This is a genomic window from Pseudoduganella sp. GW821-FHT12E03, from assembly GCF_058807115.1.
Genome location: NZ_JBXAQJ010000003.1, coordinates 518,477 through 540,735, shown reverse-complemented (window position 1 = coordinate 540,735; position 22,259 = coordinate 518,477). Strand labels below are relative to the sequence as shown.

General features: G+C 61.9%; 21 protein-coding genes. 13 read left to right on the top strand and 8 right to left on the bottom strand.

The genetic code is table 11. The annotated features are described in order from the left end of the window. Positions 1 to 85: 85 nt before the first annotated feature. Positions 86 to 1,195, top strand: coding sequence for a GTPase ObgE (obgE, locus tag AC1RRC_RS10155; protein WP_493055332.1), 1,110 nt, complete (start codon positions 86 to 88; stop codon positions 1,193 to 1,195). Positions 1,196 to 1,387: 192 nt separating this feature from the next. Further along, a complete protein-coding gene (proB, locus tag AC1RRC_RS10150) occupies positions 1,388 to 2,506 on the top strand; it encodes a glutamate 5-kinase (RefSeq protein WP_493055331.1) in 1,119 nt (372 codons plus the stop codon). A gap of 112 nt (positions 2,507 to 2,618) precedes the next feature. Here the strand turns inward: proB and nth are convergent, their stop codons facing one another. Then, positions 2,619 to 3,266, bottom strand: coding sequence for an endonuclease III (gene nth / locus AC1RRC_RS10145; protein ID WP_493055330.1), 648 nt, complete (start codon positions 3,264 to 3,266; stop codon positions 2,619 to 2,621). Beyond that, on the bottom strand, positions 3,259 to 3,957 hold the full coding sequence (gene rsxB / locus AC1RRC_RS10140; protein ID WP_493055329.1) for an electron transport complex subunit RsxB: 699 nt from the start codon (positions 3,955 to 3,957) through the stop codon (positions 3,259 to 3,261). The genes nth and rsxB overlap by 8 nt, the downstream gene beginning before the upstream one ends. 117 nt (positions 3,958 to 4,074) lie before the next feature. Between rsxB and AC1RRC_RS10135 the strand changes: the two genes are divergently transcribed. Then, positions 4,075 to 4,932: a substrate-binding periplasmic protein gene (locus AC1RRC_RS10135; protein WP_493055328.1), complete on the top strand. Its 858-nt coding sequence runs from the start codon at positions 4,075 to 4,077 to the stop codon at positions 4,930 to 4,932. Between the two features lie 33 nt (positions 4,933 to 4,965). On the opposite strand, the gene AC1RRC_RS10130 is transcribed toward AC1RRC_RS10135, so the two are convergent. The 3 genes from AC1RRC_RS10130 to AC1RRC_RS10120 all read right to left on the bottom strand — a co-directional run bounded on the left by AC1RRC_RS10130 (position 4,966) and on the right by AC1RRC_RS10120 (position 8,510). Continuing rightward, a complete protein-coding gene (locus AC1RRC_RS10130) occupies positions 4,966 to 6,201 on the bottom strand; it encodes a polyhydroxyalkanoate depolymerase (RefSeq protein ID WP_493055327.1) in 1,236 nt (411 codons plus the stop codon). A 427-nt stretch (positions 6,202 to 6,628) separates the two neighbouring features. Continuing rightward, the gene (fdxA, locus tag AC1RRC_RS10125) at positions 6,629 to 6,952 is read right to left on the bottom strand and encodes a ferredoxin FdxA (protein WP_493055326.1); all 324 of its coding nucleotides are present in this window, start codon (positions 6,950 to 6,952) and stop codon (positions 6,629 to 6,631) included. Between the two features lie 187 nt (positions 6,953 to 7,139). Continuing rightward, positions 7,140 to 8,510, bottom strand: a complete 1,371-nt coding sequence (locus tag AC1RRC_RS10120) for a hypothetical protein (protein WP_493055325.1) — start codon at positions 8,508 to 8,510, stop codon at positions 7,140 to 7,142. A 193-nt stretch (positions 8,511 to 8,703) separates the two neighbouring features. Here AC1RRC_RS10120 and AC1RRC_RS10115 point away from each other — a divergent pair, with 193 nt between their 5' ends. Further along, positions 8,704 to 8,988, top strand: coding sequence for a polyhydroxyalkanoic acid system family protein (locus AC1RRC_RS10115; RefSeq protein ID WP_493055324.1), 285 nt, complete (start codon positions 8,704 to 8,706; stop codon positions 8,986 to 8,988). Between the two features lie 42 nt (positions 8,989 to 9,030). Here the strand turns inward: AC1RRC_RS10115 and AC1RRC_RS10110 are convergent, their stop codons facing one another. After that, positions 9,031 to 9,285, bottom strand: coding sequence for an acyl-CoA-binding protein (locus AC1RRC_RS10110; protein WP_493055323.1), 255 nt, complete (start codon positions 9,283 to 9,285; stop codon positions 9,031 to 9,033). Positions 9,286 to 9,407: 122 nt separating this feature from the next. On the opposite strand from AC1RRC_RS10110, the gene AC1RRC_RS10105 reads away from it, so the two are divergent. Beyond that, on the top strand, positions 9,408 to 10,862 hold the full coding sequence (locus tag AC1RRC_RS10105; RefSeq protein ID WP_493055322.1) for a wax ester/triacylglycerol synthase family O-acyltransferase: 1,455 nt from the start codon (positions 9,408 to 9,410) through the stop codon (positions 10,860 to 10,862). Positions 10,863 to 10,940: 78 nt separating this feature from the next. Here AC1RRC_RS10105 and AC1RRC_RS10100 read toward each other — a convergent pair whose 3' ends face one another. Then, a complete protein-coding gene (locus AC1RRC_RS10100) occupies positions 10,941 to 11,228 on the bottom strand; it encodes an HU family DNA-binding protein (protein WP_154379740.1) in 288 nt (95 codons plus the stop codon). A gap of 193 nt (positions 11,229 to 11,421) precedes the next feature. Here AC1RRC_RS10100 and AC1RRC_RS10095 point away from each other — a divergent pair, with 193 nt between their 5' ends. Then, positions 11,422 to 12,168 (top strand): RT0821/Lpp0805 family surface protein, encoded by a 747-nt coding sequence (locus AC1RRC_RS10095; RefSeq protein WP_493055321.1) that lies wholly within the window; start codon positions 11,422 to 11,424, stop codon positions 12,166 to 12,168. Between the two features lie 148 nt (positions 12,169 to 12,316). Here AC1RRC_RS10095 and AC1RRC_RS10090 read toward each other — a convergent pair whose 3' ends face one another. Next, positions 12,317 to 12,673 (bottom strand): FKBP-type peptidyl-prolyl cis-trans isomerase, encoded by a 357-nt coding sequence (locus AC1RRC_RS10090; protein ID WP_493055320.1) that lies wholly within the window; start codon positions 12,671 to 12,673, stop codon positions 12,317 to 12,319. Between the two features lie 217 nt (positions 12,674 to 12,890). Between AC1RRC_RS10090 and AC1RRC_RS10085 the strand changes: the two genes are divergently transcribed. The 7 genes from AC1RRC_RS10085 to AC1RRC_RS10055 all read left to right on the top strand — a co-directional run bounded on the left by AC1RRC_RS10085 (position 12,891) and on the right by AC1RRC_RS10055 (position 22,236). Beyond that, positions 12,891 to 13,859, top strand: a complete 969-nt coding sequence (locus tag AC1RRC_RS10085; protein ID WP_493055319.1) for a YVTN family beta-propeller repeat protein — start codon at positions 12,891 to 12,893, stop codon at positions 13,857 to 13,859. A gap of 53 nt (positions 13,860 to 13,912) precedes the next feature. Continuing rightward, positions 13,913 to 14,677 (top strand): polysaccharide deacetylase family protein, encoded by a 765-nt coding sequence (locus AC1RRC_RS10080; protein WP_493055515.1) that lies wholly within the window; start codon positions 13,913 to 13,915, stop codon positions 14,675 to 14,677. Next, positions 14,674 to 15,669 (top strand): sterol desaturase family protein, encoded by a 996-nt coding sequence (locus tag AC1RRC_RS10075; protein ID WP_493055318.1) that lies wholly within the window; start codon positions 14,674 to 14,676, stop codon positions 15,667 to 15,669. Before AC1RRC_RS10080 ends, AC1RRC_RS10075 begins: the two co-directional genes overlap by 4 nt. A 2-nt stretch (positions 15,670 to 15,671) precedes the next feature. After that, the gene (locus AC1RRC_RS10070) at positions 15,672 to 16,469 is read left to right on the top strand and encodes an EI24 domain-containing protein (protein WP_493055317.1); all 798 of its coding nucleotides are present in this window, start codon (positions 15,672 to 15,674) and stop codon (positions 16,467 to 16,469) included. Between the two features lie 9 nt (positions 16,470 to 16,478). Continuing rightward, the gene (locus AC1RRC_RS10065; protein ID WP_493055316.1) at positions 16,479 to 17,264 is read left to right on the top strand and encodes a competence/damage-inducible protein A; all 786 of its coding nucleotides are present in this window, start codon (positions 16,479 to 16,481) and stop codon (positions 17,262 to 17,264) included. 262 nt (positions 17,265 to 17,526) lie between these two features. Beyond that, a complete protein-coding gene (locus tag AC1RRC_RS10060; protein WP_493055315.1) occupies positions 17,527 to 20,781 on the top strand; it encodes a transglycosylase domain-containing protein in 3,255 nt (1,084 codons plus the stop codon). A gap of 132 nt (positions 20,782 to 20,913) precedes the next feature. After that, positions 20,914 to 22,236, top strand: coding sequence for a TAXI family TRAP transporter solute-binding subunit (locus AC1RRC_RS10055; RefSeq protein WP_493055314.1), 1,323 nt, complete (start codon positions 20,914 to 20,916; stop codon positions 22,234 to 22,236). Positions 22,237 to 22,259 lie beyond the last annotated feature (23 nt).

Genomic DNA, 22,259 nt, shown 5'->3' with positions numbered 1-22,259 from the left:
GCTCTGCCATCGGTAGGGCCTTTTTTTGTTTTTAGCCAGGTGTGCCGGGCCTTCAGGCCGGGCATCCTCATTTTGGCGGCACATCATGAAGTTTATCGACGAAGCACGAATTGAAGTCATCGCCGGCAGCGGCGGTAACGGTTGCGCATCTTTCTGCCGGGAGAAATTCCGTCCCTTCGGCGGACCTGACGGCGGCGACGGCGGCAAGGGCGGCACCATCTGGGCCGTGGCGGACCGTAACGTCAACACGCTGGTCGACTACCGTTTCTCGAAAGTCCACCGCGCCAAGGATGGCGAAGCGGGCCGTGGCTCCGATTGCTATGGCAAAGGCGCTGAAGACATGGTCTTGCGCATGCCGGTCGGCACCCTGATCATCGACGAAGTCAACGGCGACATCATCGCCGACATGACCGAACATGGCCAGATGGAAGTGCTGGCACAGGGCGGCGAGGGCGGCTGGGGCAACATTCACTTCAAAACGTCGACGAACCGTGCACCGCGCCAGAAAACCGAAGGCCGCGAAGGCCAGCGCCGCGAATTGCGCCTGGAACTGAAAGTGCTGGCCGATGTTGGCCTGCTGGGCATGCCGAACGCGGGCAAGTCCACCTTCATCACGGCCGTGTCGAATGCACGTCCGAAAATCGCCGATTACCCATTTACCACCTTGCACCCGAACCTCGGTGTGGTGCGCGTGTCGCACGAAAAGAGCTTCGTGATTGCCGACATTCCCGGCCTGATCGAAGGCGCGGCGGAAGGCGCCGGCCTGGGCCACCAGTTCCTGCGCCATTTGTCGCGCACCGGCCTGCTGCTGCACATCGTCGACCTGGCACCGTTCGAAGCCACGGTGGATCCGGTCAAGGAAGCCAAGGCGCTGGTCAAGGAACTCAAGAAATACGACCCTGCGCTGGCGGACAAGCCGCGCTGGCTGGTGCTGAACAAGCTCGACGTGGTGCCGGAAGACGAGCGCAAACAGCGCGTCAAGGACTTCGTCAAGAAGTTTGGCCACAAGGGCCCGGTGTTCGAGATTTCCGCATTGAGCCACGAAGGCACGCAAGACCTGGTCAATGAAATCTACAAGCACCTGGAGCAGAAGCGCCACGAAGAACAGCGCAGCGAAGAAACCCAGATGACGGAAGAAGCGCGCGGCATCTCGTCGATCGATCCGAACGACCCCCGCTTTAAAGTCATGGAATAATCTTCCAACAACACTGCAACACCGGCATAATCCGCTAAGCGCTGATTTGCCTTCTCCACAATCATATCGGCCCGCCATCAGCGGGCCGATATTGTCTGCGGCAAGCTGGGTCACCCACCCTTCGAATCAAGCCTGGTATTCACGCGCGCGCATGCCCCTTGCGCCGCCAATTGATTAGAGAACTGCCGCACAATGAATTCCGTCATACAGAAAGCTACCCGCGTCATCATCAAGGTCGGTTCGTCCCTGGTCACCAATGATGGCCGTGGCCTGGACCATGCCGCCATTGCCCGCTGGGCCGCCCAGATCGCCTCGCTGCGCGCGCTGGGCAAGGACGTGGTCCTGGTTTCGTCCGGCGCGATCGCCGAAGGCATGCTGCGCCTGGGCTTCGACAAGCGTCCGACCGATATCCATGAATTGCAGGCGTGCGCCGCGGTGGGCCAGATGGGCCTGGCGCAAATCTATGAAACCAGTTTCCGCGCCCACCAGATCGGCACCGCGCAAGTGCTGCTGACGCACGCCGACCTGGCCGACCGTGAACGCTACCTGAACGCCCGTTCCACGCTGACCACCTTGCTGCGCATGGGGGTGGTGCCGATCATCAACGAGAACGACACGGTGGTTACCGATGAAATCAAGTTCGGCGACAACGACACCCTGGGCGCGCTGGTGGCCAACCTGATTGAAGCCGATGCGCTGATCATCCTGACCGACCAGCGCGGCCTGTTCAGCGCCGACCCGCGCAAGGATCCGCAAGCGTACCTGATCACGCATGGCCGCGCTGGCGACGAAACCTTGGAAGCCATGGCGGGCGGCGCCGGTTCCTCGCTGGGCCGGGGCGGCATGCTGACCAAGATCCTGGCCGCCAAGCGCGCCGCGAAGTCCGGCGCACACACGGTGATCGCGTTTGGCCGCGAAGACAATGTGCTGGTGCGCCTCGCCCAGGGCGAAGCGATCGGCACGGAATTGTCGGCGCAGACCGGGCACCTGACGGCCCGCAAGCAGTGGATGGCGGACCATTTGCACACGGCCGGGCAAGTGGTGCTCGACGCGGGCGCGGTGCAGAAATTGAAGATGGATGGCAAATCGCTGCTGCCGATCGGCGTCATCGACGTCAAGGGTGAATTTGGCCGCGGCGCGGTCATCACCTGCATCGGCGAAGACGGCGCCGCCGTGGCGCGCGGCATGTCGAATTACACCAGCGCGGAAACCCGCAAGATCATGCGCCGGCCTTCCAGTGAAATCGAGGGCATCCTTGGCTTCATGGAGGGCAAAGAGCTGGTGCACCGGGATAACATGGTGCTGCTCTGATGTGATGTCACACCGGGGTCAGACCCCATTTATGACAAAAGTGGACATATCCGTGCAAAAAATGTCCACTTTTGTCACATTTGGGGTCTGACCCCAGGGTGTGACATTGGGCTCAGGCGTTGGCCGGTGTCGGGGTTTTTTGCTTGAAGTCGCACAGGTCCGCAATCAGGCAGTTCCAGCACTTCGGCGTACGCGCCACGCAGGTGTAGCGGCCGTGCAGGATGAGCCAGTGGTGCGCATCCTGCAGGAATTCCTTTGGCACGAACTTCAACAGCTTTTGTTCGACGATGTCGACATTCTTGCCCGGCGCCAGCCCGGTGCGGTTCGACACCCGGAAGATGTGCGTATCGACCGCCATGGTCGGTTCGCCAAAGGCGGTATTCATCACCACGTTGGCGGTTTTACGCCCTACGCCGGGCAGCGCTTCCAGCGATTCGCGGTCGCGCGGCACTTCGCCGCCATGCAGGTCGATCAACATCCGGCATGTGGCCAGCACATTCTTGGCCTTGGTCTTGTACAGGCCGATGGTCTGGATATAGCCCGTCAACTCGTCCAGCCCCAGGTCCAGCATCGCTTGCGGCGTATTCGCCACCGGATACAGCTTGCGCGTGGCTTTGTTGACGCCGACGTCGGTCGCCTGTGCCGACAGCAGCACGGCAATCAGCAACTCGAAGGGCGTCGTGTATTCCAGTTCGGTCTTGGGATGGGGATTGGCTTCCCGCAGGCGGGAAAACATGTCGTGGCGTTTGGCGTTATTCATCAGTCTTGTTCTGGGCTGCCGCCGCGGCGGCTTCGGCTTCTTTCTTCAGGCGCGCGCGCTCCATGGCGGCGGCAATGATGGCGCGCTTGCGCTCTTTTTCGGCGGCGTCGGCCGCCGTCGCGGGATCGATGGCTTCCACGGCTTTCAGCTTGTCCTGCGCCTTGGCGGCCAGGCGCGCATCGTTTTCCTGCTTTTCCCGCTTCAGGCGGAACAGGCGGAAATCATGGCGTTCGCGCGCCGCATCGGCATCGGCTTGCAGCCAGGCCTGCCAGCCCGTGCTTTCCGTGACTGGGTACATGACGATGCAATCGACCGGGCAGGGCGCCAGGCACAGGTCGCAGCCGGTGCACAGCGAGGGCGCGACCGTGTGCATCTGCTTGGCGGCGCCGACGATCGCATCGACCGGGCAGGCCTGGATGCACAGGGTGCAGCCGATACACAGCGTTTCATCGATATACGCGACGGCGCGCGGACGCTCGGCGCCATTGACGGGATTGAGCGGAATAACGGGATAGCCGGTCACGCGCGCCAGGCGCGCAATGCCTTCGGCGCCGCCGGGCGGGCACTGGTTGATGCCCGCGCTGCCCGACGCAATGGCTTCGGCGTAAGGGCGGCAGCCGGCATAACCGCACTTGGTGCATTGCGTCTGCGGCAGGGCATCTTCGATGCGGTCTGCAAGGGATGAGGACACGTTGACGTCGTTTGTAACAGTAAAGCCACATTATCCGCCATCTGCGCCGGTCAGGGCGCGAAAATCCTGCATTGAAAGTGTCTAATTTAACAATTGATTTGTAGGCAATGCGGTTTTATGGGAGCATGTCCGGATTCGCTGAACCTGCCGCTTGAAATGATTAACGTGTTGAAGAAGTTGTGGCTGCCGGGCTGGCTTTGTCTGGCGCTGGCCGCCCCCGCCGGCGCGGCGCCCCATGCGCCGGCCCAGGCAGCGCTGCAATTTGCGTCGAATGAGTGGCCGCCCTTTGTCTCCAGTACCTTGCCCGCCAATGGCATGGCGGGTTCACTGCTGACTTCCGTGTATGAGCGCATGGGCGTGACCGCCCGGATCGAATACTTCCCGTGGAAGCGCACCATGGAGTTGGGCCTCAACGATTCCCGTTATGCGGGTTTCCTTGCCGTGTGGCGCACGCCGGAGCGGGAAAAAGTGTGCCACTTCTCGCACTCCATCGGCAACACCACGACGGTGCTGGCATACCTGAAAGAGTTGCCGCTGCAGCCGGCCACCCTGGCCGAATTGCAGGGCATCCGTATCGGCACCGTGGCCGGTTACACCAATGGTGAACAGTTCGACGCCATGGCCGCCGCCGGCGTGTTGCAGACCGAAGAGGCCTACAGCGACGAACTGAACTTGCGCAAGTTGTTGAACAAGCGCTTTCCCGTGATGGTGATCGAAAAAAGGGTGCTGCGCCATTTACTGGGCAGCGAGCGGTTTACCCGGGATGAGCGGGAGCGCATCGGCTTTGCCGAAGGCTTGTTCCGTGAGCGGTCGATTCACGTGTGTTTCAAGCGCACGGCGCAGGGCCTGGCACAGCAGCGCGCCTTCAATGACGCGGTGCGCGATATCGACTTGCACAAGGCCGAGCGCGATTACTGGCGGCGTATCGGGGTGGAGTTGGCAAGGGCACAGGCGCGCGTGTTGCAGCAGCCCTGAAAAACAAAACCCCGGATAAACCGGGGTTTGATATCAACCGTGTTTGCGAATGAATTCGCCGATCTTCGGGCAAATCACTTCGCGCCAGCGGCGGCCCGAGAAGATGCCGTAGTGGCCGGCGCCGGGCGCCACGAAGTCTTGCTGCATGTCGGCCGGGATATTGCTGCACAGTTCATGCGCGGCCTGGGTCTGGCCAGCGCCGGAAATGTCATCCAGTTCGCCTTCCACCGTGAACAGCGCCACATTGGTGATGTCTTGCGGACGCACCAGCTGGCCGCCGACTTTCCACGTGCCTTGCGGCAGTGCGAAGTCCTGGAACACGGTCTTGATGGTGTCGAGGTAGTACTCGGCCGGCATGTCCAGCACGGCGTTGTATTCGTCGTAGAACTTGCGGTGGCTTTCCGCGTTCTCGTCGTCGCCCTTCACCAGGTGCATATAGAACTCGCGGTGGCTTTGCGCATGGCGGCCCGGGTTCATGGCGATGAAACCGGTGTGCTGCAGGAAGCCGGGATAGACCTTGCGGCCAAAGCCCGGGTAATTCGGCGGCACCGAATAAATCACGGTGTTTTCAAACCACGAGAATTTCTTTTCCGTCGCCAGGTTGTTGACCGAGGTCGGCGATTTGCGGGGATCGATCGGGCCGCCCATCATGGTCATGGTCTTTGGCAGCTTCGGATCCTTGGCCGAGGCCATCAGGGAAATCGCCGCCAGCACCGGCACGGTAGGCTGGCACACGGAAATCACGTGCAAGTCCGGGCCCAGGTGGCGGATGAAGTCTTGCACGTAGAAGATATAGTCATCGAGGTGGAACGGGCCGGCCGACATCGGCACCATGCGCGCATCGGTCCAGTCGGTGATGTAGACGTCGTGTTCTTGCAGCAGGGCCGATACCGTATCGCGCAGCAAGGTCGAGTGGTGGCCCGACAGTGGCGCCACCAGCAGGATGGTCGGCTGTTTCAGCGCGCGCATGTCCTTGTCGCTCAAGTCTTTCTTGAAGTGGATCAGGCGGCAAAACGGCTTGTTGATGACCACGTGCTCGATGATGCGGACGTCCTTGTTGCCGACGGTAACGCTATCAATTTCAAAGGCCGGTTTTTCGTAATCTTTGCCTAAGCGGTACATCAGCTCATATCCTGCTGCGATCCGCTGGGCGAAGGGGGTGTGCGCCAGCGGAGAGACGGGATTGCTGAACAGCTTTGCGGACGCATCGGCCCACTGCATCAGTGGCGTCAAGAAGGTGCGTTGCATTTCATGCAGTTGGTAAAGCATAATCGTTCCCGGTCGTTATCTCGATGTCAAGTGGTATCTGCCATCGAATTGATCAAAATCATGAGCTCATTATAGGATATTTGTACATGACGTAAAGCATTTCGCGATAACCAATGGAAAGGTTGTTTTCCTGCGAGAATAACCCCTGTAAGGCTGATGCAAGGTCCGTCTGAGCCCGTCCTGATTGAAACGATAATACTGGAAGACCTTTAAGAAAAGCAGCGTTTCGGCTGCTTTTGTGTAGGACGGCTCCGAGATGTGGTATCAGTCGAACATTGCGGATTTCCCGTATTGCGCGATGCACAAACATGGTGAGTTTTTCTCATGCCAGGCGCTGTTTCATGCGATTTCTTGCATTTTGCACCTGCAAAAAGAAATGGGTGCCGGGCCGTCAGGCCGGGCACCCACCTTTCAGCTGGCACTCGGGTTACTTCACCAGCAGTTTCAGCTTGTCTTTGACGTCGCGGAAATTGTCGGCATCCGGCAGCGGGGCCTTGGTTTTCGTGATCGAAGGCCAGTTGCGGGACAGGTCCGCATTGATCTTGATGTATTGTTGCTGGTCCGCCGGGGTGTCTTCTTCAGCAAAAATCGCGTTGACCGGGCATTCCGCGACGCATACGGCGCAATCGATGCACTCGTCCGGATCGATTGCCAGGAAGTTCGGGCCTTCACGGAAGCAATCCACAGGGCACACATCCACGCAATCGGTAAACTTACAGCTGATGCAGGATTCGGTAACTACGTGCGTCATAACAGTCCTTATAGATGATTTGCGGCGCCATGGTGCTGCAAAACTGCCAATACACCTACAGCAAAGCTCTGATTTTAAGGCAATTTGCACCTGAGAACAATTCGGCCTTATATACAATCCACATAAGCAAATACGGCGGGCCGCGTTCGGAGGCGGCCCGCCGCGTCCTTCATGCCACTGTGGCGCCTCAGTTGCGTTCGCGCGCCGTGTAATGTTGCTGGCACCACGCCGCCAGCGCTTTGCGTTCCTCGTCCAGCACGTCTTCCAGCTCAAAGTACTCGGCATGGTTCATCGTGCCGCAGCAACTGCGCCGGTCTTGCGGCAGGCTGCTGTCCGGCTCAGGCGCCAGGGTGCGGGCATCCTCGGCCACGTTGACGGCGCGTACCGTGAAGCGCTGGCGGATGAAGGCCTGGTATTCCGGCGGTTTGCCGTCGCTGCCGGCCAGTTGCAGCATATGGCTGGCCACGTGCGCATAGGTGGCGCCAAAGTCGGGCGCGGCCATCAGCGCGCGCAACACCAGGCCGCACAGGTATTCGCCGGTGCGGTACAGCAGCGCGGCATCGTCGAGCAGGCCGGGGCGGCGCTCAAACGCAAACATGTCGGCCAGGATGTCGTACACGGCCCCGGTAAACACTTGCGACAGCGCGTGTACTTCATTGCCGGCCTGCGCCAGGGTCAAATCGTTGTCGGCGTTGCGCAGCCCGTTGGGCCGGCCCAGCGCCAGGCCGAATTGCTCGGCCATGTCGGCCAGGAAGGTTTTGTCGTGCAGGTCGGCCTTGGTTTGTGCGATGACGGCTTCGGCCTGGTCCAGTTGCGACAGCGCCAGGAAAATCGCCGTCAAATCGCCAAAGGCTTCGTGCAGGCCGCCGGTTTGCGGCGGATTGCGGCGCAGCAGCCAGCGCGGTTTCAGGCCATCGAGCACGGCGTGGCCGGTTTCATGGGCCACGATATCGAACGAGCGGCAGGTATACACGCGGCCGGTTTCGCCGCTGGGCACGAAGTCGCCGAACTTCAGCGCCCGCTCGTCGCGGCTGTAGTACGCATTCATCACGTCCGGCAAGCCATGCGGGAACACTTTCAGCGGATCGGTGTTGCGCGCGGAATTCCATTGCCAGGGCATTTGCGCCGGCGCACCGCTGGACGCCAGGGCGCGCTGGTACAGGGTCAGCGTCTGGCGCACCACGGCAAAGGTGTGAACCGCATCGAACTGTTCGGTGTCGGGCGGCAGGATAAAGTCGCCAAACGCGTTGGGACTGACCGGGGCGATGCCGGGCACGCCGTTGGCAATGCGGGCGTCGCGCGGGCCCGCCAGGATCACGCCGGGCAGGAAGGCTTTGCGGGTGCCCAATTCACTCACGGACGGGTCTTGTTTCCAGATCAGCACCCGCGCGCCCAGCGGTGCGCTGGCGGCGGCGTTGCTGTGGCGCGGCAAGCCCGGTTGCTGGGTCAGCTGGGCCGCCTTGCGGTGGGTCCGGTATGGGGCGGACGGGGTGGGGACATAGCTGACGGGGGCGGTGGCGGGGGTGTCACACAGGGGAGCGGTCAAGGCGGCTTTCATGGTTTCTCCGGGGGCGAGAGCGCTGGCGGCATGCCGGCGCCGGAATTGCCATGGTCCCCCTGCCGGCGCGGGTGTTGCTTGCGCGTGCGCAAAGCATGTTGCTGCGTTCCATGGGAGCGGGCGCCGGCGTAGAATGGTTCGCAGCGGCAGGCCGGGCCTGTACAATGGCGCCGGCTAAAAGAGGAGAGAGTCTATGCCCAACGTACACATCGTCCAGGAACATACCCTGACGCCCAAAAAAGCCCGGGAAGCGGCGGAAAAGGTCGCGCTCAAGCTGGCCGAGGAATTTGACCTGGAATATGAATGGGAAGGGGATGTGCTGCATTTCGAACGCAGCGGCGTCAACGGTTCGCTGACCCTGACCAAGCACAAGGCGGAAATGCTGATCAAGCTGGGATTCCTGTTCGGCGCCTTTGCCCCGGTGATCGAGGCCAAGGCGACGGAGAAAATGCAGAAGATTTTCAGCGGCGTTAAATAAAAAGGGCGGGTTTTGAACCCCGCCCTTTTTATTTAGCCTGTATCAGCCTTTGAGTTCTTCGATCAAATCGATGTACTGTTGCTGCGCTTCTTCTTTTGCCGTGCCCTTCAGGTTGGCCCAAGCGTCGTACTTGGCGCGGCCGACCATGTCGGTGAAACCTGGGCGGGAACCTTCGACGTCGCCGGTGGAACCTTGCTTGAACAATGCGTAGATTTTCAGCAGGGTCATGTTGTCCGGACGTTCCGGCAGGTTTTTCGAATCGGCCATTGCTTGGTCGAATTGTGCTTGCAGGCTCATCTGTCCTTCTCCTCGTGCTAGAGTGATGTCACTAAAGAAACTTTGCGCACGTCTGTGCGATAACGAGATAATACATTTCTATAAACGGTAGGCCCAACTGGAACTATAGAGGAGAAGCTCGAATGTTGTCGAAAGCGTTGTCGGCCCTGGGCCGCAGAAAAATGTCCGCGGTCGACACGGCCTGGTTGCGCATGGATTCGGACAGCAACCAGATGATGATTGTCGGCGTGGCCATGATGGCGCAGCCGATCGCTCCGGACGGGTTGAAGGAAGCGCTGGAAACGCGTTTCCTGGCCTACCGCCGTTTCCGCAGCCGCGCCGTCACGGACCTGGCGGGATCCTGGTGGGAAGAACAGGACGTCGACCTCGACGACCATGTGATCCATACCCGCATCGATGGCCACAATGGCGACTCCAACAAACCCGCGCTGCAGCGGCTGGTGGGGGAGTTGTCGCAACAGCCGCTCGATCCGGCCAAACCGCTGTGGCAAATGCACCTGGTCGACAATTGCATCGGTACCGACGGCAAGGTGCGGCAAGCGCTGATCGTGCGCATCCACCACTGCATCGCCGACGGCGTGGCGCTGGTACGGGTGTTCATGTCGATGTTCGGCCAGCATCCCGATGAGCATCCCGCGGCAGTGCCGAGCGCGGCGCGGGAAGCCGCGGAAGCCAATCCCTGGGACCAGATCCTGTCGCCCCTGACCGCCACCAGCGTCAAGGCCATTGACCTGTCCTCGGCCATGTTCCTGAAATCCATGTCGATGTGGGCCGATGTCGACAAGATGGCCGAGCGCCTCGCCACGTACGGCCAGACGGCCGCCCAGCTGACCAACGACGCCGTCAAGCTGACCACGATGGCGGATGACAGCCATACCCTGTTCAAGGGCAAGCCAAATGGCACCAAGCATGTGTCGTGGAGCGAGCCGCTGCCGCTGGCGGAAGTCAAAACCATCAGCAAAGCCTATGGCTGCTCGGTCAACGATGTCCTGATGTCGGCCGTGGCCGGCGCGCTGCGCGGCTACCTGCTGGCGGCCGGCGGCGCAGTGGCCGATGACTGCGAAGTACGGGTGATGGTGCCGGTCAACCTGCGCAAGGACAGTCCGCGCCAGCGGCTGGGCAATGCCTTCGGGCTGGTGCCGCTGGTGCTGCCGGTCGGCATGGAAGATCCGCTGGCGCGCCTGGCCAAAGTGCAGCGCCGCATGAATGAGCTCAAGGGCAGCTATACGGCGCTGGTGGCGATGTCGGTGCTGGGTGTGCTGGGCGCGTCGCCGAAGCAGGTGCAAAATGAAATCCAGAACTTCTTTGCCCGCAAGGCCACCGCCGTGATGAGCAACGTGCCGGGCCCGCAAACGCCGCTGTACCTGGCCGGCAGCCAGCTGGACCAGATCATGTTCTGGGTGCCGCAATCGGGCGATATCGGGGTCGGGGTGTCGATCCTGTCGTATAACGGCGGGGTCCAGTTCGGGATCGTCACGGACGATGCGCTGGTGCGCGACCCGGACAATGTGATAGCGCGCTTTGCGCCGGAATTCGAGAAACTGGTGCTGCTGGCGCTAATGGACGGCTGCCCATAAAAAAAAGCGGCGGTTCAAAACACGGCGCTGCGCCTTGCCTTGAACCGCCGCTTCCGAAGAAGTGAAGCGTAATGTCGATTACTTCTTCTTAGGCGGGTTCACTGCTGCTTTCAGCGTGGCGCCAGCCGAGAATTTCGGGGTTTTCGACGCTGCGATTTTGATCGCTTCGCCGGTTGCAGGGTTGCGGCCTTTGCGTGCGGCGCGCTTGGCGACGGAGAAGGTGCCGAAGCCGGTGATGCCAACCGTGTCGCCTTTTTTCAGGCGCTCGGTAATGATGGCAATCAGGGTGTTCACTGCATCGTTGGCGGCAGCGCCGGACAGTTCGGTGCGCTTAGCAAATTCTGCGATCAGTTCGCCTTTTTTCATTACTACCTCCTTGGTTAATAGAGCGCGCAGATTAGCACAGAATTATTGCCGGATGTGAGTTTCGTTGATCAGAATTTGTGGAAGAAACCCATACACCGTATGGCTTGCGAGGATTTTGCACCACGCTGATACAAACGCATGCTGCACCTTTTCAGCGCGCGGGGTTATGATCGATGCTAGCGAGGACACAGACATGGGCTTTTCCGATGACATCCTGATGGCGTATGCCGGCGGCAGCCTGGACCAGGCGACCCGCGCCGAAATCGAGTCCGCCATGGAGCGCGACGCCGTGCTGGCGCAGCGCGTGGCGACTTATCAAGCGCAGCTGCAGCGCCAGGCGCAACCCCGGATGGCGGCGCCCCGGCGCGGCGCCACGGTGGTGCAACTGGCGGCGGTGCGGGCCACCCGGGCCGCCACCCAGCAAGCGGCGCGCCGGGCGCGCAAAGTGCAGAGCTGGTCATGGCTGGAGTGGAGCGCGGTGTTCATGGCGCTGGCGCTGGGCGCGGTGGCGGGCAAATTCCTGCTGACCGACTGGCAGCCCGAAGCGCAGGCGCCGGCCAGCGTCACCTGGCGCGACGGCGCGCTGATCGCCCAGGGCCGGCTGGCGCTGGCGCTGGATCAGGCGCCCGGCGGCGCGGCCGGCGTGTATGGCGGCACGGTGCGGATTGCCTCGAGTTTCGTGGCGACCGAGGGCAGCTATTGCCGTGGCTTTACCGCCACCAGCGGCGGACAGGAAATGGCGGGGCTGGCATGCAAGAGCGGCGGCGCCTGGAAGTTGCCGGTCTGGACGCAATCCACCAAGCCGGCGCAACCGGGGGGACTCAAAGCGGGGACGGAATTACCGGCGGCCGTGCAGGCCGTGATGGAACAGAAGAGTGGCGGGCAGTTGCTGGACTCGGCGGGCGAGCATGACGCGATGCAGAAAGGCTGGGTGCGGTGAGGCGTCGGCGGTCTGCATGGCGGCTTCGCGCTTTGCGCCAAACCGCCCTACGGTACGAGGTCCATCAGCGTTGAGCCATGCTCGTACCGCTGAATGCGTAGGGCGGTTTTGCCGGAGGCAAAGCCGCCAAAGCAGCCCCGGGACGGAATTAAACCGCCAGCAGTTCCACATCAAAGATCAAGGTGGCGTTCGGCGGAATCACGCCGCCTGCGCCGCGCGAGCCATAGCCCAGGTCGGACGGGATGATCAGTTGGCGGGTGCCGCCCACTTTCATGCCTTGCACGCCTTCATCCCAGCCGCGGATCACCATGCCGGCGCCCAGGGCGAATTCAAACGGGTCATTGCGGTCTTTGCTGGAATCGAATTTCGGGCCCTTGGAGCCATCGTCGTTGCGCAGCCAGCCGGTGTAATGCACGGTGACATTCTGGCCGGCTTTCGCCTCGGCGCCATCGCCCACGTTGATTTCGTCGTATTGCAGGCCGGAGGCCGTGGTGATAATGGACATGAGATGTTCCTTTTTGATTGACAGGTAAGCCACTCATTGTAGACGCTGAGCGGCTTATCTGCCACGGTTCGGCCATGAAGGCCCTGATCTAAGTCATTTTTAAGGATATTCCGCCGCATGCCCCACCATTTATGTCGGCAATTGGCCATTCTCCAGTACGGTTTGCACTTAAAATAGGGTTTTGCTTTTACCCGCGCTTGTCAGCGCGATTCCCGTCATGTTCCGCAGTCTTCGCCGTATCGCTTTATCCACCGTATGCCTGGTTGCCGCTGTCAGCGCCCAGGCCAATGTCGTGGTGGTCCTCAATTCCCGCGACGCCACTGTCCAGCTGCTGGACCAGACCACCTATAAGAGCTTGCAGACCTTTGCGGTCGGCAAGGAACCGCACCACTTGATGCCGACGCCGGACAACAAGTCGCTGATCGTGGCCAGTGCGGTCGGGAATGAACTGATTTTCCTGGATCCGAAATCGGGCCAGGTCCAGCGCCGCATCAAGGACGTGCTCGATCCCTACCAGATCGGCTTTTCGCCGGACCAGAAATGGTTTGTCGCCACCTCGTTGCGGCTGGACCGCATCGATATCTACAAATTCGATGGCGCCAATGTCACCTTGTCCAAGCGCATTCCCATGCCCAAGCTGCCGAGCCATATCGCGTTTGATGCGAAAAGCACGATGGCCTTCATTACCCAGCAGGGCAGCGACCAGATCAGCGGCGTGGACTTGAAGACCCAGCAAATCAAGTGGACCATCCCGGTTGGCAAGCTGCCGGCCGGCATCACCATGACGCCCGACGATAAATACCTGCTGGTCGGCATCATGGGCAGCGATTATGTCGAAGTGATCGACTGGCGCACGCAGAAGACCGTCAAGCGCATCAAGGCCGGCGACGGCACCCACAACTTCCGCGCGCAGGGCGACAACCGTTATACGTACGTGTCGAACCGGGTGTCGAACACGATCAACATCATCGACCAGAAAACCCTGGAAAACGTCGGCACCATCAATGTGCCGGGTGGCCCGGATTGCATGGAAATCACCGACGATGGCAAGACCATGTGGGTCACCCTGCGCTGGATCAAGAAGGTTGCCGTGATCGACCTGGCCAGCCGCAAGGTCGTCAAGCTGATCCCGGTCGGCCGTTCGCCGCACGGCGTGTTCTTCGCCAACGCGGCGCCACGCATGTGAGGTGGCCCGTGCGCGGCCGGAGTGTCTGCAGCGGCGCCGCCGCTTTCCTGCTGATGGCGGCGACCGGCGCCGTTGCTGGTTCCGTTGCCGGCGCTTCCGGCAGCGCTTCAGCTGCGGAGGCTGCCTGCAAAGGCACCATCTACCTCACGTTCGATACCGGCAGCCAGTCGCAAGCCGACCTGATTGCCAGTGTCCTCAATCAGCATCACGTCAAGGCCACGTTCTTCCTGGCCAGCGAAAAAACCGTGCGCGGCGATTATTCGCTCGACCCCGCCTGGGCGCCCTACTGGAAGGCGCGCGTGGCCGAAGGCCATGCATTCGGCTCCCATACCTTCGATCACGTGTACTGGATCAAGGATTTGCCACGCGGGAATATGCGCGTCAAACCGCAATTCGGCGCCCAGGCCGGCAAGGTGCAGGACTGGAGCGCGCAACAGTATTGCGATGAAATCCGCCGGGTCGACACCCGTTTTGTCCAATTGACGGGGCGCCACCTGGACCCGATCTGGCGCGCCCCGGGCGGCAAGACTTCGGCCAATACGCTGGCTGCCGGCAAGACTTGCGGCTATGCGCACGCGGGCTGGGCGCCGGCCGGCTTTTCCGGCGATGAAACGTCGAGCGAGGCCTGGCCCAATGCCGTGTTGCTGGACAGGGCGCTGCGCGGCTTGCGCGGCGGCGATATCTTCATGGCCCATATGGGCATCTGGTCGCGCAAGGATCCGTGGGCGCCCGCCAACCTGGACCCTTTGATCACGGGCTTGAAGCAAAAGGGTTTTTGCTTCGGCACCCTGCGTGACCATCCGGATTACAAAAAATGATGCAACTGTTTATCGACTGGCTGGGAACGGCGCAGGGCTGGCTGTTCGAGGCCGCGGTGCAGCCGCTGCTGTTCCACCTGGGCTGGGGCGACATCACCGAGGAAGCCTTTGAAGGCACCGAGTGGCTGCTGATCGGCCTGTGCGAACTGGTGGTGCTGTTTATCGTGCTGCGCCCGCTGGAAGCGCTGATCCCCGTGCACGCCTTCACGGACAAGCGGGCGCGCTGGAACGACTTTATTTATACGGTGCTGCAGCGCATCGGCGTGTTTCCGGTCTTGATCTTCTTTACGCTGGATCCGTTGCTCGATGCGCTGATGGGCTGGCTGCGGCTGGAAGATGTGCAACCGGTCAGCCTGGAAACCATGTTCCCCGACATTTCGCCGCTGGCCAGTTTCGCCCTGTATCTGCTGATCCTGGACTTCGTCGATTACTGGTACCACCGGGCGTCGCACCACTTCAACTGGTGGTGGGGCCTGCACAGTCTGCACCACAGCCAGCAAAACATGAATTTGTGGAGCGATGACCGCAACCACGTGCTCGATGACCTGTTGCGCGACACCGTCATGGGCCTGGTGGCGATCGCCATCGGCGTGCCGCCCGCCCAGTATGTGCTGCTGGTGTCGGCGTCGCGCATGGTGCAAAGCCTGCAGCATGCGAATGTGCGCATCCATTTCGGCAAGATCGGCGAGCGCTTGCTGGTGTCGCCGCGTTTCCACCGCACCCACCACGCGATCGGTGTCGGCCATGAATCGCATGGCAAAGGCACCCTGGGCGGCTGTAACTTCGCCGTCCTGTTCCCGGTCTGGGACATCCTGTTTGGCACCGCCAACTTTGCGCAGGATTTTGCCCGCACCGGCGTGCGCGACCAGTTGCCGCACACCGCGCCGGATGGCACGGTGATGCCGGGGCGCGATTACGGCAAGGGCTTCTGGCGCCAGCAGTGGCTGGGCTTCAAGCGCATGATTGAATTTTTCGGAAAGACACCAACGTAACCATGAAAGCTGTATTGAACGCATATGGACGCGCGCTGCGTTCGCAAGTGCGCGGCAGGATGCTGCTGCTGTCGGTGGCGCCCACCGTGCTGTCGCTGGTGCTGTGGGCCGTGATCCTGTATTTCAGCTGGGACCCGGCCTTCAATTATGTGCAGGGCGAGTTTTTTGAACATGAACTGTACCGCTACAGCAGCAGCTGGCTGGCCAGCCTGGGCCTGGCCGCCGTGAAAAACATCATCGTGCCGCTGGTGATGATCCTGGCGCTGGTGCCGCTGATGATCCTCACCGCCATGATTTTCATCGGCGTGGCCGCGATGCCGGCCATCGTGCGCCACGTGGGCGGTGAACATTATCCGAAGCTGGAAATGAAAAAGGGCGGCACCCTGGCCGGCAGCGTCGCCATGGCGCTGGGCGGTTTTTGCATTTTTGCGGTGATCTGGCTGCTGACCCTGCCGCTGTATGCGTTCCCGCCCGCCGCGCTGGCGCTGCACGTGCTGCTGTGGGGCTGGCTGACGGCGCGCGTCATGGCGTATGACGCGCTGGCCGACTATGCCAGCCCGGAAGAATTGCAGCAGCTGCGGCGCGACCACCGCTGGGGCCTGGTCGCGATCGGCGTCGTGTCCGGCGCCGCCGGCGCGATTCCCGGCATTGTGTGGCTGGTCGGCGCCGCCATCAGCATCGTGTTTTTCCCGTTCCTGGCGGCGATTTCCATCTGGCTGTATGTGCTGATCTTTCTCTTCACGGGCCTGTGGTTCCAGTACTATTGCCTGGAAGCGCTGGCGAAGCAGCGCGCAGCTTAGGAGTACGGCATGGCAATCGGGTTATTGATCATTGGCGATGAAATCCTGTCCGGCAAACGGGCCGACCAGCATTTCCCCAAAGTGGTGCAAATGCTGGCGGCGCGCGGTTTGCAGCTGGGCTGGGCGGAATTCCTTGGCGACGACCGCGTCCGTATTACCGCCACCCTGAAGCGCACCATGGCCGGCGGCGATATCGTGTTTTGCTGTGGCGGCATCGGCGCCACGCCGGACGACCACACGCGCCAGGCCGCCGCCGATGCGCTGGGCGTGCCGCTGGTGTTGCACGAAGAAGGCAAACGCCTGATCCAGCAGCGCATCGTGCAGCTGGCGAGCGAAGCGGGCCACCAGGCTGATTTGAACTCGCCGGAAAACCTGCACCGCCTGCACATGGCGGAATTCGCGCAGGGCGCCGCGCTGATCCCGAATCCGTACAACAGCATTGCCGGCTTTTCGCTGGGAACCCATTATTTCGTGCCGGGCTTCCCGGTGATGGCGTGGCCCATGATCGAATGGGTGCTGGACACTTGCTATGCCGACTTGTTCAACCGCGAACCGCGCGCCGAGCACGCGCTGCTGGTCTTTGAACAGGCCGAATCGGCGTTGACGCCGCTGATGGAAGCGCTGGAAACGCAATTCCCCCTGATTAAAGTCTTCAGCCTGCCCAGCGTGGGCGACGCCCATACGCGGCGCCATATCGAACTGGGCGTCAAAGGCGAACCGGGGCAGGCGGCGCTGGCCTTTGCGGAAATGCGCGCGCAGCTGGACCGGCTGGCGGCGGAATACCGTCCCGCCTGACCGACAACCCTCTCAACGGTGCGCCACCCCGTGCCGGATTGCTGTCGAATTCAGCAAGGCCTGCGGGCAGGGCGTGCGCCCAAGCGCGCCTTATGACAGCAGGATGACGGCAAGATCGCAGGGGTTTTGAGACAGCGTTGTTTTTTTGCGAAAAAACTCTGCAGCCACATCAATATTTCGGCCCCGCGACCCGTGCACAGGGTGCCGATGTGGTGCAATGTAACTCAGGCGAGTCGCCCTGATTCACGATGGTTTGAGCAATATGTTAAGCAATCGACGTTTCCGCAAACCCCGCCTGATGGTGCGGGCCGTGCGTACCCTGCGCAATATCCGGGACACTGGCGCCGCGGCATTTGGCATCAAGCGCCGGCCCCGGCTGCGCGTGGTCAAACCGCAGACCGCCGTGCTGCTGCACGCGCAACCGGCCGCCCCCGAGCCGCCCGCGCCGCGCCGCCGGCGCACGCGCAACTCCCTGATCCTGGCGCTGCTGGTGTTGCTGTCGGTGCTGGTGTGGTGGGGCGTGCACGAAGTACGCACGTCTTCCATGCAGGCCAGGTTCTTTTCCGAGCTGATGGCCAAGGTCCACTACAAGGTCGAACCCGGCCCCAGCAAGGCGATCCGTTTCCCGCACGACAGCCCTTACGATGAGCGCCTGGGCTATGCCAACATGCCGGATTACCTGACCAAGCTGAAAGCGCGCGACTACGAAGTCGCGGCGCAGGCGCGCTTCTCGCCCAAGATGGTGGAACTGTCCGACATGGGCCTGTTCACCACCTACCGCGAAAAAACCCGCACCGGCCTGAATATCGCCGATTGCCGCGCCCAGACCCTGTTCTCCGCCACATATCCCGAACGGACGTACGATAATTTCAAGCAAACCCCGACCGCGCTGGTGCAAAGCCTGCTGTTCATTGAAAACCGCGAGTTGCTCGATAACACCTATCCGAAGCGCAATCCGGCGGTGGAGTGGGACCGCTTGTCCAAGGCCGTGCTGGAAAAAACCGTGAACTCGGTGGCGGGCGGCGGCCGTGCGGCCGGCGGCAGCACCCTGGCCACGCAGATCGAGAAATACCGCCATTCGCCGGAAGGGCGGACCGGTTCGATGAAAGACAAGCTGCAGCAAATGATTTCCGCCTCGCTGCGTGCCTACCAGTCCGGTGAAGACACCACCGAGGTGCGGCGCCAGATCGTGGTCGATTACCTCAATACCGTGCCATTGTCGGCCAAGCCGGGCTATGGCGAAGTCAATGGCATCGGCGATGGCATGTGGGTATGGTATGGCCGCGATTTCAATGAAATCAACCGCCTGCTGTCCGGCAAGATGGACCAGCCGGGCAGTGCGCGGGCCTTCAAGGAAGCGTTGTCGCTGCTGATCGCGCAGCGCCGCCCCAGCTATTACCTGGGCGATGGCGACGCCGACCTGGAAACCCTGGCCAACAGCCATTTGCGCGTGCTGGCCCAGGCCGGCATCATCACGCCGCAATTGCGCGACGCGGCGCTGGCCGAGCGCCTGCATCCAGCCGCCGGCAATGGCCTGGCCGCTGCCGCGCCGATGTCGTTTGTCGAGCGCAAGGCATCGAATTCCGTGCGCAACCACCTGGCCAACTTGCTGGGCGACAACCGCATGTATAACCTGGACCGGCTCGACCTGAACGTGGTCAGCACGCTCGATTCGCAGGCGCAGCGCGTGGTGACGCAAGTGCTGCAGGATTTGCGCAACCCGGAAACCGCGCAAAAGGCGGGCCTGACCGGCAAGGGCATGCTGGGCAACGGCGATCCGGCCAACGTGGTGTACAGCTTCACCTTGCTGGAAAAGGGCAAGGACGTGAATTACCTGCGCCTGCAAACCGACAACTATGACCAGCCGCTGGACATCAACGAAGGCGCCAAGCTGGACCTCGGTTCCACCGCCAAGCTGCGCACCCTGGTGACGTACCTGGACATCGTCGACCAGCTGCACAAGCGCCTGTCGCCGTTGAGCCCGGAAGAATTGAAGAAAACCATCGTGGCGCCGCAGGATAAATTGAGCCAGTGGGGTGTCGAATACTTCCTGGCCAAGCCTGCCGACATGAGCCTGGAAGCCATGCTGCAGGGGGCGCTGGACCGCAAGTACTCTGGCAATCCCGGCGAAGCGTTCTTCACGGGCGGCGGCGTGCACACCTTTGGCAACTTCTCCAAGGATGACGACAGCCGCATCATGCCGGTGCGCGAAGCGCTGCGCCGCTCGACCAACCTGGTGTTCGTGCGTTTGATGCGCGATATCGTCAAGTACTACATGTTCCAGGCGCCGGGTTCGTCCGCGTCGCTGCTGCAGGATGCCGACGATCCGCGCCGCGCCGCCTACCTGGCGCGCTTTGCGGACAAGGAGGGCAAGGAATTCATGTACCGCTTCTGGGCCAAGTACAAAGGCAAACCGGCGGCGGAACTGGACAAGGTGCTGGTCGCCTCGATCCGCCCGACCCCGGTGCGGCTGGCCAATATCCACCGCACGGTCTACCCGAAGGCCACGTTGGCCGAGTTTTCCGCCTTCCTGAAAGACAATCTGCCGTCGCAAAACGAAGTGCCGGACGAACGTGTGGCGAAAATGTACGACCAGTACGCGATGGATAAATGGTCGCTGGCGGACCGCGGCTACCTGGCCACGGTGCATCCGCTGGAACTGTGGATGGTGGCGTATATGCGCGCCAACGAAGGGGCGCCGCTGGCGCAAGTGGTGGCGGCCAGCGAGAAAGAACGGCAGGAAGTGTACCAGTGGCTGTTCAAGACCCACCGCAAGCATGCGCAAGACAAGCGGATTGCCGGCCTGGTGGAAATGGAAAGCTTCATGGCGATCCACCGCCAGTGGAAAAAGATGGGCTATCCGTTTGAGTCGCTGGTGCCGTCGTACGCGACCACCCTGGGCGCGTCGGCCGACCGGCCTGCCGCCCTGGCGGAAATGATGGGCATTATTATCAACGATGGCGTGCGCCAGCCGACGCAGCGCATTTCGTCGCTGCACTTCGCTTCCGGTACGCCCTACGAAACCCTGGTCAAGCGCGGTGGCACCACCACCAAGGAACAAGTGCTGGCGCCCGAAGTCGCGCACGCGGTGGCGGCCGCGATCCGGGAAGTGGTGTCGGACGGTACCGCCAAGCGGGTGCGCCAGGCCTTCGTGAAATCCGATGGCGCGGTGATTCCGGTTGGCGGCAAGACCGGTACCGGGGACCAGCGCTTTGAAGTATATGCCGCCGGTGGCCGTGTGATTGAATCGCGCTTCGTCAACCGCTCCGCCACCTTCGTGTTCAACATCGGCGAGCGTTTCTTCGGCAGTATGACGGCTTACGTACATGGCCCGGAATCGAAGAATTACGATTTCACCAGCGCGCTGCCGGTGCAATTGCTGACGGCGCTGGCGCCCAGCCTGATGCCGCTGATTGAACCGGATGCGACGCCGAAAGGGAACGTGATCGCGGTGTCGCACAACCCGGCCAAGCAGGCCGCGATCCCGAAAGCCCCCTTGGCCGCCTGTGGTGGTTAAGTCTTGCGGCTGAAAACCCGTAGGGCGGTTTCCGCAAAGCGGAAGCCGCCATGCCGGCGCCATGCGCCAGTCTCCTTGCATCTTTTGCCATAGTTTGGCATCGTGGTGGCCATGAAACCCATGCGCCACCACATGAGCAAAATCCTTGCCTTCACCCGTTTTTCCCTGCGTGACCTGCTCGTCACGGCCGCTCCCGCCACCCTGGCGATCGCCGCGGTCTGCCTGTTGGCGTACTGGCTGGTCGATCCGATGCCGCCGCGGGTCGTGACCTTGGCCACCGGCCAGGAAAACAGCGCCTATGAAGTATTTGGCAAAAAATATGCGGAAGCGCTGCTCAAGCATGGCATCAAGGTCCAGCTGCAGCCGTCGCAAGGCTCGCTGGACAACTTGCAGCGGCTCAATGGCGGCAAAGTCGATATCGCCTTTGTGCAAAGCGGCTCCACCAGCCAGGATGACGCGGAACGGCGCGGCCTGGTCTCGGTCGGCAGCCTGTTCACGGAACCAGTCTGGCTGTTCTTGCGCGACAGCGTCAAAGCCAGTGAACTGAAACAGTTGAAGGGCTTGAAGCTGAATTTGGGGCCGGAAGGCAGCGGCGTGCCGCGCCTGTTCCGGCAAGTGCTCGATGCCAATGGCGTCGCGCCGGAAGACATCACGTCCAGCGCGCTGGAAAACACTCCGGCCACGGTGGAATTGCTGGAAGGGCGCATCGATGGCCTGGTCTTCAGTTCCGCGCCCGACGCGCCGCTGGTGCAAATGCTGTTGATCACGCCGGGCATCCGGTTGTTCGACTTTACCCAGGCCGAAGCCTATACGCGCCGTCTGCCCTTCCTCAGCCACGTGGTGCTGCCGCGCGGCATTGTCGACCTGGGACGCGATTTGCCGGCGCATGACGTGCACCTGATCGCCCCCACGGCCACCCTGGTGGCGCGCGATGACTTGCACCCGGCGCTGGTGGATTTGCTGGTGCAGGCCGCCGCGCAAACCCATGGCGGCGCGGGCTGGTTCCAGCAGCAGGGCCAGTTTCCGTCGCCGCGCTATACGGAAATCCCGGTGGCGCACGAGGCGGCCCGCTTTTACAAGGATGGCCCGCCGCTGTTGCAGCGCTACATGAGCTTCTGGCTGGCGAATTTCTTTGACCGCATGTGGGTGCTGGTGGTGGCGCTGGGCGCACTGATTTTGCCCCTGTCGAAAGTGGTGCCGCCGCTCTACGTGTGGCGCATCCGCTCCCGCGTGTTCCGCTGGTATGGCCAGCTGCGCGCGGTCGAGCAGGCGCTGGCCGCCGCGCCGCCGGAGCAGCGCGATGCCGTGCACGCGGAACAATTGGCGCACCTGAGCGACATCGAAGACAAGGTCAATCAGGTGTCGATACCGCTGGCGTTTGCCGATGAATTGTATGGCTTGCGTAGCCACATCAACCTGGTGCGGCAGCGGATCGGGGGCGGGCTGATAGGGTAAGTATTAATACGTATTTCTCATCG